Annotated in this window: 11 protein-coding genes and 1 pseudogene; 6 read left to right on the top strand and 6 right to left on the bottom strand. The window is 54.2% G+C overall.

What is annotated here, in order from left to right; genetic code table 11:
• Positions 1-480 (bottom strand): 4-hydroxybenzoate octaprenyltransferase (locus ACE04F_RS01495; protein WP_486104234.1); only part of this gene is annotated, 480 nt, incomplete at its 3' end.
• Positions 480-1,085 carry a chorismate--pyruvate lyase family protein gene (locus ACE04F_RS01500; protein WP_486104236.1) on the bottom strand — a complete coding sequence of 202 codons (606 nt, stop codon included), beginning with the start codon at positions 1,083-1,085 and terminating at the stop codon, positions 480-482. The genes ACE04F_RS01500 and ACE04F_RS01495, both read right to left, overlap by 1 nt.
• A gap of 134 nt (positions 1,086-1,219) precedes the next feature.
• Between ACE04F_RS01500 and ACE04F_RS01505 the strand changes: the two genes are divergently transcribed.
• The 3 genes from ACE04F_RS01505 to ACE04F_RS01515 all read left to right on the top strand — a co-directional run bounded on the left by ACE04F_RS01505 (position 1,220) and on the right by ACE04F_RS01515 (position 3,027).
• Positions 1,220-1,387, top strand: a complete 168-nt coding sequence (locus tag ACE04F_RS01505; RefSeq protein WP_003177199.1) for a rubredoxin — start codon at positions 1,220-1,222, stop codon at positions 1,385-1,387.
• A gap of 24 nt (positions 1,388-1,411) precedes the next feature.
• A complete protein-coding gene (locus tag ACE04F_RS01510; protein WP_486104238.1) occupies positions 1,412-2,560 on the top strand; it encodes an NAD(P)/FAD-dependent oxidoreductase in 1,149 nt (382 codons plus the stop codon).
• 191 nt (positions 2,561-2,751) lie between these two features.
• The gene (locus tag ACE04F_RS01515; protein ID WP_065758133.1) at positions 2,752-3,027 is read left to right on the top strand and encodes an HU family DNA-binding protein; all 276 of its coding nucleotides are present in this window, start codon (positions 2,752-2,754) and stop codon (positions 3,025-3,027) included.
• A 176-nt stretch (positions 3,028-3,203) separates the two neighbouring features.
• On the opposite strand, the gene ACE04F_RS01520 is transcribed toward ACE04F_RS01515, so the two are convergent.
• The 4 genes and pseudogenes from ACE04F_RS01520 to ACE04F_RS01535 all read right to left on the bottom strand — a co-directional run bounded on the left by ACE04F_RS01520 (position 3,204) and on the right by ACE04F_RS01535 (position 10,082).
• A complete protein-coding gene (locus ACE04F_RS01520; protein ID WP_486104240.1) occupies positions 3,204-3,482 on the bottom strand; it encodes a hypothetical protein in 279 nt (92 codons plus the stop codon).
• Between the two features lie 164 nt (positions 3,483-3,646).
• Positions 3,647-4,406 (bottom strand): annotated as a pseudogene (locus tag ACE04F_RS01525) (RHS repeat-associated core domain-containing protein); the annotation flags it as partial.
• Between the two features lie 261 nt (positions 4,407-4,667).
• Positions 4,668-5,678, bottom strand: a complete 1,011-nt coding sequence (locus ACE04F_RS01530; RefSeq protein ID WP_486104242.1) for a hypothetical protein — start codon at positions 5,676-5,678, stop codon at positions 4,668-4,670.
• Between the two features lie 6 nt (positions 5,679-5,684).
• Entirely contained in the window at positions 5,685-10,082 is a 4,398-nt protein-coding gene (locus tag ACE04F_RS01535; RefSeq protein ID WP_486104244.1) for an RHS repeat-associated core domain-containing protein, read from the bottom strand.
• Positions 10,083-10,961: 879 nt separating this feature from the next.
• On the opposite strand from ACE04F_RS01535, the gene ACE04F_RS01540 reads away from it, so the two are divergent.
• The 3 genes from ACE04F_RS01540 to ACE04F_RS01550 are packed head-to-tail and all read left to right on the top strand — an operon-like array spanning position 10,962 to position 14,978.
• Complete coding sequence (locus ACE04F_RS01540) at positions 10,962-12,536, top strand: asparagine synthase-related protein (protein WP_486104246.1); 1,575 nt, start codon at positions 10,962-10,964, stop codon at positions 12,534-12,536.
• Entirely contained in the window at positions 12,526-13,242 is a 717-nt protein-coding gene (locus ACE04F_RS01545; RefSeq protein WP_486104248.1) for a lasso peptide biosynthesis B2 protein, read from the top strand. Before ACE04F_RS01540 ends, ACE04F_RS01545 begins: the two co-directional genes overlap by 11 nt.
• A 2-nt stretch (positions 13,243-13,244) precedes the next feature.
• Positions 13,245-14,978 carry an ABC transporter ATP-binding protein gene (locus ACE04F_RS01550; RefSeq protein WP_486104250.1) on the top strand — a complete coding sequence of 578 codons (1,734 nt, stop codon included), beginning with the start codon at positions 13,245-13,247 and terminating at the stop codon, positions 14,976-14,978.
• Positions 14,979-15,087 lie beyond the last annotated feature (109 nt).

The raw sequence follows: 15,087 nt of genomic DNA on the forward strand, positions 1-15,087 counted from the left end.
CATGCCCCAGGAAAACGCCGCCCCCAGCACCACCTGCGGGTAGTAGGTGTAGCGCTTCATGAATGGGTAACTGAACGCCAGCGCCAGCCCGCCCAAGGACAACAGAATCGTCGGCGCATTGGTGCACAGCACCAGCAGGAAACTCACGCTCATCAAGACCGCGAAGAACACCAGGGCTTCCTTCGAGCTGATCTTGCCGCTCACCAGCGGGCGCTGCTCGGTGCGTTTGACGTGGCCGTCGACCTTGCGGTCGGCCCAGTCGTTGATCACGCAACCGCCGGCACGGGTCAGCACTACGCCCAGCACAAAAATCACGATGTTGGCCAGGGACGGCGAGCCTTCGCCGGCAATCCACAGCGCCCACAATGTCGGCCACAGCAACAGGTAGATGCCGATGGGCTTGTCCATGCGGGTCAGTTGCACGAAGTCCCAGGCCCGCGGATTGAGGCGGTTCAAGGATTTGAGCAGTTGCACGTACATCAGCAATTCTCCGAATAGGCGCGAGCGACGGTCCACAGTGGCGGCAGGAAAATCTCCGCCACCAGCACGCTCAACGCACCGCGATCGAAACGCGAGCGACGGCCCCACAACGCGTGGGCGCGAACCTCGGGTGGCAACCATTCGCTCGGGTAGTGGCACACCTCGATCCCCCGGCGCTGAAATGCCTGGTCGCAAAACAGCAGCTCACCCAGGGAGCGACTGCCCAGTGCGTCCATCTGCAAACCGTCGCCCTGCAACGCGCTGCGCGCCGCCACGCTGCGGGCGAACACCCAAGGCTGGCCGTGACCGCGCAGGTAGACCTCGCGCACCCAGCCTTCGCTGCCCTCGGCCAGGTCCAGCGCGGCACACTCGTCGGCGCGCAGCGGCTGCCAGCCTTCCAGCAGCGGTGTCACGCTGAAGTGGTCATCCGACAGGCCTGTAAGGCGCCGGGTCAGGGAGCCCTGGTCGAACAACCAGTCGAGCACGCAGGCATCGGGGCGAGGCGACAGCAGGTGCTGGGGCAGCCATCGCAGCGTAGGAAATATCGAATTTGTAGGCGGCACAAGGGTCTTGAATGGCAGCGAATGAGGCCGCGAGCTTACCATGCCGGTCGGCGATTTTGGCCGAGCCAGGGCGCCGCTGCGCCGATCCCGCTTGCATCTGTCGCGACCGATCAGTACAAAACGGCCCTGAGCCGGAAAATACCGGCCAAGGCCTGACATCTTGAGGAAGTATCGGAATGAAAAAGTGGCAATGTATCGTCTGTGGCCTGATCTACAACGAAGCTGACGGCTGGCCCGACGATGGCATCGCGCCCGGCACCCGCTGGGAAGATGTGCCGGCGGACTGGCTGTGCCCGGACTGCGGCGTCGGCAAAATGGATTTCGAAATGATCGAAATCAACTGATCGTTTCATCAAACGGAGAGCAACATGAGCGCACCTGTCGTCATCGTCGGTACCGGCCTGGCTGGCTATAACCTGGCCCGGGAATTTCGCAAGCTCGACAGCGAAACCCCGTTGCTGCTGATTACCGCGGACGACGGCCGCTCCTACTCCAAGCCGATGCTCTCCACGGGGTTCGGCAAGAACAAGGACGCCGATGGCCTGAGCATGTCCGAGCCGGGCGCCATGGCCGAGCAGTTGAAGGCCGAAGTGCGCACCCACACGCGCATCAGCGGGATCGACCCGGGCCACAAACGCCTGTGGATCGGCGAGGAAGCGGTAAGTTATCGCGACCTGGTCCTGGCCTGGGGCGCTGAAACCGTGCGCGTGCCGGTACAGGGCGATGCGGCGGACCTGATCTTCCCGATCAATGATCTCGAAGACTACGCACGTTTTCGGGCCGCCGCTGCTGGCAAGCGTCGGGTGCTGCTGCTCGGTGCCGGCCTGATCGGCTGTGAATTCGCCAACGACCTGATCCTCGGCGGCTACGAAGTGGAACTGGTGGCCCCCTGCGAGCAAGTCATGCCGACGCTGCTGCATCCGGCCGCTGCCGCAGCGGTCCAGGCCGGGCTGGAAAGCCTCGGCGCACATTTCCACTTGGGGCCGGTGCTCAACCGTCTGCAACGTGTGGCTGACGGATTGGAGGCGCATCTGTCGGATGGCCAGGTGATTCCCTGCGATCTGGTGGTCTCGGCCATCGGCCTGCGCCCGCGCATCGACCTGGCGGCTGCCGCCGGCCTGGTGATCAACCGCGGCGTGGTGGTTGATCGTCACCTGAAGACTTCCCACGCCAATATTTACGCTTTGGGCGATTGTGCAGAAGTCGATGGCTTGAACCTGCTCTACGTCATGCCGCTGATGAGCTGCGCCCGTGCTCTGGCCCAGACTCTGGCCGGCAACCCGACCGCAGTCAGCTACGGCGCCATGCCGATCACTGTGAAAACTCCGGTCTGCCCGCTGGTGGTTTCGCCGCCACCACGGGGCAGCGAAGGCGCGTGGAGCGTCGAAGGGCAGGGCGCCGACATCAAGGCCCTGTGCCGCGACGCCCACGGTAACCTGTTGGGCTACGCCCTGACTGGTGCAGCGGTGATGGAGAAACTGGCACTGAACAAGCAGCTTCCGGCACTGCTGGCGTAAATGCCAGTCGCTCTGTCGTGTATGCCCTTCTTTTCAGCCCACAATCACTCGCTGAACACTGGCGCCGGTTGCGGCCCCGTGCCATCCTCACTCCGGTCTGCCGCAGAGTAGAGCCTGCGGCGCCTTAGGGGTTGTTCCGAAGAGAACAGCACGGACATAACAACAAAAAAATCGTCAAAGGGGCTTCATTCATGCGTAAACCAGAACTCGCCGCCGCCATTGCGGAAAAAGCGGACCTCACCAAAGAACAAGCCAACCGCGTCCTCAACGCCGTCCTCGAAGAAATCACCAGCGCCCTGCATCGCAAGGACAGCGTTACTCTGGTCGGCTTCGGCACCTTCCTGCAACGCCACCGCGGCGCCCGTACCGGCAAGAACCCACAAACCGGCGAGCCGGTGAAAATCAAGGCCAGCAACACGGTTGCGTTCAAGCCGGGCAAGTTCCTGAAGGACAGCGTCAACCCATAATTGCGCCGACTACCTCGGTCGAGGAAAGCAAGCGGCAACAAAAAAGGTATATCGATTGATATGCCTTTTTTGCGCCTGGAACAAACCCGTGGCGAGGAAGCTGGCTCCCGCACGGCGGCGCAGTCGTCTTAAATCGGCTGGCGCGGTCTGTGGTTGGTCATTGGCCCATGGACAGATTAATCGCCGTCAGCAATGAGTACCTCGTCAGCCTCGCTTGACGCTTTCAGGAAGGTGACAAATTCAACCACCCGACCTTCTCGGCTCTTGGAAAGTAGCTGTATCAAGGTTTGTTGGTGGCTTGGATAAATTCTGCTGGTTCCATAGGGATCGATGTAAACGCCGGTCTGTTGTTTCAATGTGCTGAACGCGGCATCAAATAACTTGAACTCAGCGTCCTTTATGACAAAGGAAGGACGCTCATTGTCTTCGTCTGAAAGGTAGGAAATGTCTAGCATGTGAGAGGCTCTAGAAGTCAGAAGGGTAAGACGTGATGATCTTGTTTTTCTTCGGATCGTAAATAGTTACGTGGCCTTTTTCGCCTCGGGTCCCTATGACCCGGTCGTAATCACGTTCGTAACGTATCCGGCCGTCGTTCTGTACGACGGTTCGACTTGGGCCCGCAGGCTTTCAATCCTTGTGGGTCCAGCCAGCCGTAAGGGTTGGGGGCATAAAGGTAAAGATTTGAAGCCGCCTTCCAGACCAATCGGATCCGGCGTGGTAAATCGCCCCACGTCTGGATCATAAAACCTGAACGTATTGAAATGCAGCCCGGTTTCCCGGTCCAGGTACTGCCCCTGGAACCGCAGGTTCTGCTCTTCGATGTAATACGGTTCGCGAACCTCCGCGAGCGTGTTGCCCCACACCCGATACGTTGCCCGCCAGACGTGGTGTCCATCGGCTTCGGTAAGTTGTTCCGGCAAGCCGTTGAGGTCGTTGTGGTAGTAGCGGATCTTTTGCAGCGGGCCGCTGCCGTCGACGCGGGCCAGCGGCTCGTAGCCGTCGTCTTCGTAGAGATAGAGGCTGGTTTGCTGGTGGCGATGTTCCTGCAGCAGGCGCAGCCCGTCCCAGGTGAAGCGGGTTTCGCCCAGCGGGTAGCCGTGGCTGTCGTGCTCGGCTTTTCCGATACGTCGACCCAGTGAGTCGTAAGTCATCCTGACTACGCTGCCGTTGTCGTTGCGCACTTCGATCAAGCGGCTTTCGGCATCGTAGGCGAAGCGTTGCAGGCCGCGGGTGGCGCTGCGTTTTTCGATCAGCCGGCCGAACGCGTCGTAGCGGTAGCGCTTGTCCTGATAGGTCAGCAGTTTGTTGTGCACCACCAGCCCGGCGCCGGGCGCCGGGCCGTCCAGCAGGTTGGCGGCGGCGTCGTAGGCGAAACTCAAGGACTGCGCGTTGCTTTGCCGGTCGGTGAAGGCGGGTTACACGCCTGCTTTTGAGATGTAGGCGACCCATGGGAGCAAGCTTCCCTCCCACGGGGATTTGCGCTTAACCTGCACCTGGTCATTTGTTCGCAAGCGCCAGATCGAACTGCTTGCTTCCCAATTTGTTCTAGCCGCCAGAGTTTTTGAGCATAGCCGAATCCAGGCTTTGATTATTTTGTGCGCTGCAAAAAGAAGCGTCATGCGCACAAATGCATCAAGTTTCTACTGGCTGTACAAGATGTTGTAGAACGAGGCTTGCTCATCCCTGATCAAGGACAGGTCGTGCCCTGTAGGGATTTTTTCGAACATCGCTTTGTTGACCGCCATCCGACGCATGATGATCACCTCCAGCAACTGGCCGAACAGCGCTTCATCACGGACGTGTTTTTTCAGTTTTAAGATTTCGCGGGGCTTGTCTTTCAGAATATGAAAGGCGAAATTCATCACAACCATATTGGAGACGAACAGGTTTGCCGTTGACTGAAGCGGATTGACCGCATCGATCAACGCATCAAATATTTTTTGCCTGTCCTGAGCATAGGTGGGCAAAAAAACGTCGGGGTACATAAGCTCGCTGTTGCAATCATTGATCGCGAAGCGGTAACGGGTATCGTCGGGCTCGGTGAGAAACCTGACTGTGCTTGTTTGAAAGGTTTTCAATGTACTGAGCAGTTCATGCTCTTTCCTGCTGTCAGCCTTGATCGCTTTGTAAACCAGATCAATCACATCCAGAAAAATTACGGACCCCAGCCCATCGGTCGCCATCTTCAGCTGATTGCCCTCGATGCTGAACCGACGATACGCCTCGTCATCAATGCTCAATTCGAAGAGGAGGAACCTGAACATGTAGTTCCGAAGGCGCGCATCCGCATCCAGGGCGCTGTTTTTCAAGCTGATCAGCTGGATCAGGTAAAAGAAAATAAAGTATTCCTTGTTGGTTCGTTGCCGGTTGTCGATTTCAAGCAGATAGCCAAAGCGCGACAGGACCAGGAGGAGGGCGTAGCAGTCGGGTTCCGTGAAACCGTTTTTCAACACGGCCTTTTCGAAAGCGCTGGTGGAAAACAAATCATGCCAGCGGCTAACGCTGAAGGGCGCGCCATCGTGTTTTCTGGCGACAACGGTCAGCAACGAAGGCTCGACTTCTTTGTAAAAAACGGCACCCAACGACTTCGGATACGGCCGGACGTTCAGGAAACTTTCAAGTTTGTATGAGATAAGGTCGAATATGTCCATCTGGCTTTATCCGCAGGTCTTCCATTTTCCGTTCGGGCCTTTCTTCTCGAGACGAAATGACGTAATGGTTTTATTGAATTTGTCCAATAATCGGAAACCGATGCCTCTGGCCTTGGGCTCATTCGTCTTGGACAGCACGCCATCTTTCAGGCCCGTCTCTTTATAGTCAACGGTAGAGATGTCCTTGTGGTTATTGAGCATGCTGACCCCTTCGTTATTGACGGTGGCCACTACCCGATACTTTTCATTGCCTGGGTTGAATCCAGGGTTACTGTCCTGGTTGACCCAGACCGCTTTCTCTCCTCGGATATTCGGAACCAAGCCGCCTTTGCCTCCGTTGGCGGCCTTGGACGAGACGGTTTCGCTTTCGCCCATGTACCGAATAATCTCATTCTCTTTGAGCCCCAGCGGGTCGATCCAGGTAAATGGATTCGGTGCGTAGCGATAAAGATTCAGGCTTGCGGCCAGGCCCAAAGGGTCGGGCGTGGTAAAGCGGCCTATGTCGGGATCATAGAAGCGGAAGGTGTTGTAGTGCAGGCCTGTTTCCCGGTCCAGGTATTGCCCCTGAAAACGCAGGTTCTGTTCTTCGATGTAGTACGGCTCACGGACTTCATCAGTGGTATTGCCCCATACCTGGTAGTGAGCGTGCCAGAGCGGATGGCCGTCACTTTCCGTCAGTGCTTGTGGTAGGCCATTGGGGTCGTTGTGGTAATAGCGGATGCGTTGATGTTCACCAGTGCCGTCGACGCGGGCCAAGGGCTCGTGACTATCGCCGATGTAGAGGTACAGGCTGGTCAGGCTGTTTTTATGTTCCTTGAGTAATTGCAGGCCATCCCAGTCGAAACGCGTGCTGCCGATGAGGCGCCCGTTGTCGTCATGTTCAGTTTTCTCTATCCTTCGGCCCAACGGGTCGTAGCGCATCCTGACGACGTTTTCACCGTCGGATTTCTGGGTTCGAACTTCAACCAGCCGGTGATCCGAGTCGTAACTAAAACGCTGCAGGCCATGTCGCCCACTGCGCTTTTCAATCATTCGGCCAAAACCATCGTAGCGATAGTGCTTATCCTGATAGCGCTTGAGTTGGTTGTGCGTAACCCGCCCACCTGTACCGGGTGAACTGTCGAGGAGATTGGCGGCGGCATCGAAGGAAAATGTTTCATTTTGGCTTTGTCGAGTGCCCTGGCTTGCCAGGATCCGGCCTGTCACATCGTAGTGCAGCAGTTGGCGTTGTTGGCCCTGCGGCAGCCGTTCAAGGCGCCCCACCAGGTGGTCACCAAGATCAAACTCAAAATGGGTTTGATCAGCGGCAGGCATCAACGCCGACTGGCTGGTGTGCCGGCGTTGGCGGCTGCGTAAGCGCCCGCTACGGTCATACTCGCTACGTGTGCTGATGTGGCCTTGAGTGCGCAGCACCTCTCGATGCAACCGGTCGCGCTCGAAGTCACAGATGACCTGGTCGTCGAGGTTGATCTGGTGCAGGTGGCCGCTTCCGTAGTACAGGCGGTTGATCCAACGACCGTCGGGTAGCTGGGTCTGGATCAGGTTGCCAAGTTCGTCGTAGTGATGCTTCAGAGCCCCTTCCGAACTCTGCTCCTCAATCAGATACCCCTGCGCGTCATAAGCAAAACCCAGTCGTTGTGCGTTGCCGGCGTTATCGATGACGGTGGCTTCGATTAACTGATTCAACGGGCTATAGCTGTACCGGGACTGTCCATCCGGTGTGATTCGGGTGGTCAGCCGCCCAACGGCATCACGTTCCAAATGATGAACAATAGTTTTTTCACTGGGCCGCTCATCACCTCGCGGCGCTGCGATGGTTTCGACTCGGTTTACGTTATTGAGCGCATCGTACTTATAGCCTTTGGCGCTTCCATCAAGGTTGCGCTGTTCGCTCAACCGATCCCCGACATCCCAGGCGAACCGATAGCTTTCGCCGTTCTCGTTGATCAGCGCTTGCAGCCGGCCGAAGCTGTCGTAGGCGAACTGCACCTGCCGGCCCTGGGCGTCGATGCGCTGGCGCACTTGGCCGCGGCGGTTGTGCTGGTATTGCGTGGTGTGCCCGGCCGGGTCGGTGTGGCCGGTGAGCTGGCCGGCGCTGTCGCGCTGGTAGTGCTCGGTGCGCCCGTCCGGCAATTGGCTGCCGACCAGGCGCCCTTGGGCGTCGTAACTGAATCGGGTGCGCTCGCCGAGGGCGTCGGTGATGGTTTGCAGATAGCCGCGCCGGTCATAACTGAAACGCGTCGGGTAGCCCGAGCAGTCGATGTGTTCCACCAGTTGCCCGAACGGGTTCAAGCGCAGCTTCTTGCTCTTGCCGGTGGCGTCGATGATTTCCACCACCTGGCCGTGGGTGTCGTAGCGGTAGCGGGTGACATGGCCCAGTGGGTCGGTTTCGGCGATGCAGTTGCCGCGCTGATCGTAGCGGTATTTCCAGCTGTTGCCGGCGGCATCGGTTTCCATCAGCGGCAGCGCCCAATGTTCGAGCCAGAGGGTAGACTCGCTGCGGCCCAGTGGGTCGGTTTCGCCAATCAGGTTGCCCGCCTCGTCGTAACTGAAATGGTACTGGCCGCCTTGCGGGTCGGTGGCGCTGAGCAACTGGCGTTCGTCATTCCACCCGAACAACCAGGTCTGGCCGAGGTTGTCGGCGAACCGAGTGATCTGGTGCTGGCTGTTCCAGTGACGAATGCTGGTACGTTGCAGGCTGTCGGTGATACGCGTGATGCCGGCCGTGAGGTCGTAGTCGAACTGGTAGGCGTCGCCTTCGTCAGTCCAGTGGCGGACCACGCGCCACTCCTGACTTTCGATCAAGGCCCATTCGTAGAAGCAGCGCAGGCCGGCAGGCAGTTGATGTTCGACCATCCGCTGCCCGGCGTCGTAGCTGAACCGCCGCTGCACCTGGCTGCCAGCGTCGCGCACTGCGGTGAGGTTGCCCGCCGCATCGTAGGCGTAGCTGACCAGCACTTCGCGTTGCTGGTCGGGGTAGAGGCGTTCGATCCGGCTGACGCGTTCGTTTTCGCGAGTCAGCTCGACCTGCAGCAAATCAAACGTATCGCGCAGCCGCACCAGGCGGCCGGCTTCGTCATAGTCGAGGTGGATGCGATTGTCGTTGCGGTCACCCAACTGGCTCAAGCGCAGCCGCGATGAGTTTCCAGGCGTCGGTTCGAACAAGCGATACAAGCCGTCGTCGCTTTCGATCAGCAGTTGTCCGCTCACATGGCGTCGCACCGCGAGGCCTTCGCCGGGGCTGAACACTGCGCCGCCCAACGGGATCGAGCCCATGTCGATGGGGCGGGCCTGTTCGTCGGTATACAGCAGGGTCTCGCCGCCGTCGGGGTGGGGGAGGATGTCGACCTGAACCTCGTAGGAAACGCTCCAGCCGGCGCCGAACAATCCGTCGCGGCGTGCGTCACGGCTGTTGTAGAAACGCTGCCAGTCAATCGGCAGGATGCCAGGCAACACGAAGTCCAGTTCTGCATCGCCGCCCAGCACCTTGGCCCCCGTGGCAGCATGCACCGGGTTCGACGAGCCCATGGCGGCGCTGGCCGCGGCATTGGCCGCGCTGCTCGCGGCCATGGAAACCGCGCCGCCCACCAGCATGCAGGGCAACTTGCTGAAGAACTTGCCCTTGCCGCCCTTGAGCATCAGCAGTGCCGTGACCGCCAGCCCCACGCCCGGCGTCTTGCCGCTGCGGATCTCGCGCACCACCACCGAGCCACCACCAATAGTGACGTTGGGCGAAATCAGCCCGGACGACACGACCTTGGCATCGCAAGTACTACGGTCGCCGCTGCGCACGGCGGGCTGGCCGTTGATGGTGACCTTGTCCGAGCCCTCGGCCATGAACTGCGGTGGCATTGGCGGGTGCTTGGTGCACAGCACCAGATCTTCCGGCTTGGGCACCGCGCCGGGAGCGGGCGTGGCGACGGTGGGGCGCCACATCTGCGAAAAGAATTCCCCCGCCATGTCCAGGTAGCTGGACTCTTCTTCAGGCTCAAGGGCTTCGAGCTCCGTACCGGCGGCGGCAACGTGAGACTCGATTGCCCCGGCCGCACGGGCCGCGCGAATGTTGTTAGTGAAAGTATCGTCGGAACCGGTGAGGATGTTGGCCTGCACCGTGGGGGGAAAAAGGGTGTTGCCGATGCCCTCGCATATATTGCTCAGGCCCTTGTCGGCTCCGGTCTTGCTCATCGCCAAGCCAACCACGGTGCCCACCACCAGGCCGAGCACGAAGCAGCCCAGCCCGCCGGTAACCACGGTAATGCCCGTGGCCGCGACCACCGCGGCGGTCGCCAGGGCGGTGATCGCAATGTTCGCCGCCACCTCCAGCACGCCGCCAAGTATGTCGGCCATCATTGACGTGTGGTCCAGCGCGTCGCCCAGGCGGGCGGCCCAGAGCGCATCAGACATGCCGCGGGCTCATGCGCGCGGAGCGTTCGACAGCTGTGGTTTCAAGCAATATGAAGCCTTCCATTGCGCCCCTTCCCTGTGGGTGATGGCTCGCTGATCAAGGCTACGCCAAGGCGTCTGATCAGCTTCGATTTCATGAGGCAATCGGCGGGTCGTATGTTAACCACGGCAGACGCTTCCTGTCGCTTTCGCCACGGACTTTTTTGTCAAATGATCGCATCGATATCCAGCGTATAAGGCTTACCGATGACGTACCCATGAGCACCATGGACCAGCTCGATATCGGTGCCGGCCGCGGGCGCCATGGCCAGTTGTTCAGCCACGCGATTTTCCGGATGGGCCTGCCAGCGGGCTAGGTGTTCTGCCGGTTACTCGGGATGTTCCGATACGCTTCCTTAGACGTCTTTTGTGTTGGCCGGAAGGTACTCAGCGCCCTCAGCCGTGCCCAAGTGACATGTACCTTGTCGACTTTGAAAATCGGCCCTGTATAGCTTATTGAATCTTACCGTCACCGTAATTTTCCCTACGGCACTGTCTTTTAATCCAACAGTTGTTTGAAAAAAAACTTACAGCTTATTCTGATTTTTTCAAAAACCAGCTAATTAGCGAAACGTCCTACTTTTTTATTTTTCTAAATTTGGCACTCTTCGTATCAGCCAGCTGCTGCTGGCTATAATTGGAATTTCATAAGGAGTAACTGAGCATGTTCAAAAACCTCATTAAACTCTCCGCGTCCAAAAATATTCAAGGAGCACCAGGCTTCGCAGACTTGGAAATGCCAACTTGGTCGAGATACGCAATTAATAGCTAATACGCTATAGCAGCCTGGAAGCAGTCGCTGTCGGAGGGCTGCTTCCTCTTCTCAAGGATTAGAGTACTATGAATTTTATTTTAAGAGCTTCAAGTCGAGGCTCTCTTGAATTTGTATCCGTACCGCCTGGTCAAAACAACAAGTTCCAATTAAGCTGTAATGCGCAGCGCGAAGTAAGTTGTGCGCTGGGAATTAAAGGCTGCGACATATTAGTTTCTTGTGCGAGCAAGCTACATGTCAGTATTTTTTGTGACTATCAAATATTTGTGTGCAAGGAGTTGAGCGGCGATTTTCTTGTCTCCTCCAGCATGGATCTTCTTGTTACTGTATTAGGTAAGATAACTCCAAGTATTGATTATTTCGTTGACTACATTTCTTGTGGTGCAACGCCAAGAGTTTCTACCCCATTTGAAGGTATATTTTTTTTGCCTCCCGGGAGTACATTAGAATATTCAAATATGCATATAGATGTAGGGCAAGAGATCGAGGTTGGAAATTCAGAGTTTCTAGGTGCCTTAGAGGAAAAATTAATAGCCAAAGTGGCGGGTGTTCAAAACGTTACGTTGGAGTACTCGGGCGGACTTGAATCTAGCATACTGCTGCACTCGCTGTTGGGCATAACGCGCGCTGAAAATTTAAGTCTGATTCATTTAACCGACTCAGGTAGCGGGCAGGTAGATGATTTGCAGCGGGTGAAAAAATTAGCCGCCAAATATAGTTGTCATCTAACCATATTAGATGCTGAAGAGTTGAAGCCTTTTCAAGTCACGACTTGCTCAAATATTAGACCTAGTTTTCCGCATCCTGGGCTTGTAAATATTGGGTATATAGACTTTTCATCTGATTTGCTTTCCAGCCAAAACACCACGCTGTTTAATGGGGCGGGAGGAGATTCTATTTTTTCTGCGTCTCCTCAGAAAGGACTGCCGGTTGAGCTATTGAAAAAAGGGAACTTGTTAGGCGCGTTTCGAAATGCGCACAGTATTTCGAGTTATTTGCGAGCTCCGATGATATCTATATTTGCGGAAGCCTATAGTGAATTTAAAGAGATGAAATTAAAGCTGGGGGATCCGGGCTACTGTTTTGCGAAAATCAATAGCGGTGCCGAAGTCCTAGGCAATAGTTTTGTTGATCGTAAATATGAGATGAGTATTGCAGGCATGCCTCAATGCAGCGAGGTTAGCGTGAGAGAAAGACATCTGAATGCTGCGATAAATAGGTATGAAATGCAGTCATCGCCGATGGCAGGTTACGCAGGCCATTATGTTTATCCATTTCTAGCTCCAGATGTTTTAAGTATAGGCTTAGCGACACCTTCGGTTCAGCTTCTAAAAGGACGGATAGATAGGTACAGCATCCGTAAACGCGCTGCTGATAGATATAATTCTGACGAGTTTTGGTATAGGCGGAAGGGCGGAGTCGCCGGGCTTACGCAACGCTGTTTTTCGCTTTACAAATCGGAAATTAAAAATCTTGTCGGTGAAGGCTATTTAGTTCGAGCTGGCGTGGTAAATGTAGATAATGTCAGTCGTTTAATAGACGAAGTGGCTGCTGGAGTCGTAAAGTGTCCGGGTGCACTTATTAACTTATTTACTGCAAATATTTACATTGCTCACTGGAAGGATCATGTTGATGAATTTTGAGCTTGAGAAGGCCGGATTTATACAGTGGAGTACTGGCGTAAAAGCGGTTACTTATAATCGGAGAGTTATAGTGCTTAGCGAAGTGCTTAATGATTTTGTTTTCTTTGATGATGGACAAAGCAAATTTCTCTTGTCAGTGCTTGGCACGCGCTCGTCGAAGCTTTCTCAGGAAGACCTAAGGGCGGTTGATGACTTAATTTCACATGGCTTGATCTCTATCAAAGAAACCTGCCCTAAGCGGATTTTCCAAGATGAAATAAATTCAAAAGGCGCTTTTGAATGTGATTGGGCTTTAGGTGGGGGAAGGGTTGGTTTGTCAAAATTTAACCTAAAATACTTCATAAAGGCCACAAGGCTCTTGTTAGTCGCAAAAAAAAATTCCGATGAAGGGAAGCTACACCAACTACTTGAGGATTTACGAGGGTTTCCTTCTAGCGCTATGGTCGAAAATGAGTTAGAACTTATTAAGATTGCGAGTAATGTCAATCTAGCTGTGTTTTTTTTGTGGCGCAAAGTTAAGTGCTTGGAATTTTCCTATGCTGTGGCTCGGATTGCGTTTCGTCATAACATTAAATGTAGGTTTGTCGTCGGAGTTCAAACGCACCCTTTTATTTCCCACGCTTGGGTTGAAGGTGACAACGGTGTCGTTTTTGATAGGAAGGAATTACCTAAAGAACTGGCAAAGATAGTTTTAATTGGAAAGTGAAAATGCTTAATAAGGACTTTTCAAGCGCGGTCAAGATTTGTTGGGATATCCTCCTGCGTTCTAGTTTTAACGTTAAACTGCTATTTTTTGCAGCATGTATATTGGACTTGATAACAGTAGCTCTGTCAGTGGCTGCGCCAGCAGTACTGAAGATGCTAATTGATTCATCAAGCACGGAAGAAGCAGCTGCTGACGTCGCTTGGTTAGGTGCTGCTTATGGGATGACTTGGTTGAGCGCCGAGCTGCTGCTCCGTCTTAGAGGCGCTCTAGCAACAATTGTAGTAGAGAAAATTAAATTCGAAGCTACTAGAAGACTCTGTCTCAACTCGGTTTTTAATTTGGATTTGAAGAATAAAGACGTTCCAAGTGGTGTTTTTGCGACGAGATTAAGTCAAACCAACGTAGCTCTTCCTATGTTTATAGATGGCTTAGTGTGGCAGATTACCCCTTTGCTGGTAAGGCTTGTATTCTCAATTTCCTTACTGTTTCAATTTGTTTCTGCTATTTATTCAGTGCTATTGGCATTTACCGTTGTGACATTTATAGTGATTTCTTTTTTAAGTTATAAAGGTGTTGGCGAAAAACAAAAAATATCAAATATTTCGGCGCAGTCAGCTTATTGGAAGATATTAGATGCTTTAAAAAATAAGCCTATAATTATCGCTCACGCAGAAGAGAAGGCAGAGTTTGAGCGCCTTGAGAAGGCTCTTTTGGCGTCTACAAGATCAGCGATAGGAGTCGTCAATTTTTCCCAATTTGTAAGTTCGTTGCAAGTTGTGGCGCTGGGTATTGGTCTCTCAGCGATTACCTTGCTGTCCGCAAGGGATCTATCACAGGGGGGTATTTCGATAGGGGACTTTGTTCAAATAAATGCATATGTGCTTCAGTTCGTTTTGCCTATTAGCTATGTAGGAATGGTATTGAGCGCTATTAAAAGGACATCGGTAACTATAGCGGAAAATTCGCAGCATCTACGGCTGCCGTGCTTTTTGCCTGACAATCCAGAGAAAATTACCGCATTAGCACCTCCAGCGATTGCGCTAGATAAGGTTTCTGTAAAATCTTTAGACGGAGAACTGCTTCTAAAAAACATAAGTTTTCAAATAAAAAGTGGAAGCAGTCTGGCTGTGGTAGGTAACTCGGGAGCCGGGAAGACGACGTTAGTAAAAGCGATACTGGGTTTAATAGAAGTTAGCGATGGCCTCATAAAAATTAATGAGCAGGAACTTTGTAGCAACTCAGTAATAAGTTTCAGGAAAAATATCGGTTATGTCCCTCAGGAGCCCTTCTTGTTTGATAGGTCTGTTAAGGATAATGTATTTGGGAGTGCGTCTTTTGATCGAGTAGAGATAAAGCGCATACTGGAAATAAGCGGAATAAATGGTGATCAGGGAATGCTTGAGTTTGGTTTTAGCAATAACCTCTCTGGAGGCGAGAAGCAAAGGGTTTCATTCGCTCGTGCCATCGCCAGATATCCAAGTGTCATAATTTTAGATGAGCCAACATCTTCGCTTGATCAAGCAACTAAAAAAATACTCTCGACGGCTATTTATAGTGGTCTCCGTGCCGCTACACGAATAATAATAACTCACGATTTAGAGGAGGCCAGAAAAGCGGAAAATATCCTCGTTATGGAAAATGGTCAAATAATCGAGTTTGGTAGCCATCTCTCGTTATTGAAGGTTGATGGATGGTACGCCAAGCATTGGAGCATGTTGGCTATGAATGCTACCTGAAGCGTAATTTGGAGGCCGATTTACTTGATCTTACACGACCGCACCACCCACCCAAGCGCTGCTGGTCGGTGTTACGTACGATGCTGGCTTTCGATCCTGAACAGCGCAG

This window comes from Pseudomonas sp. AGC41, from assembly GCF_057334555.1.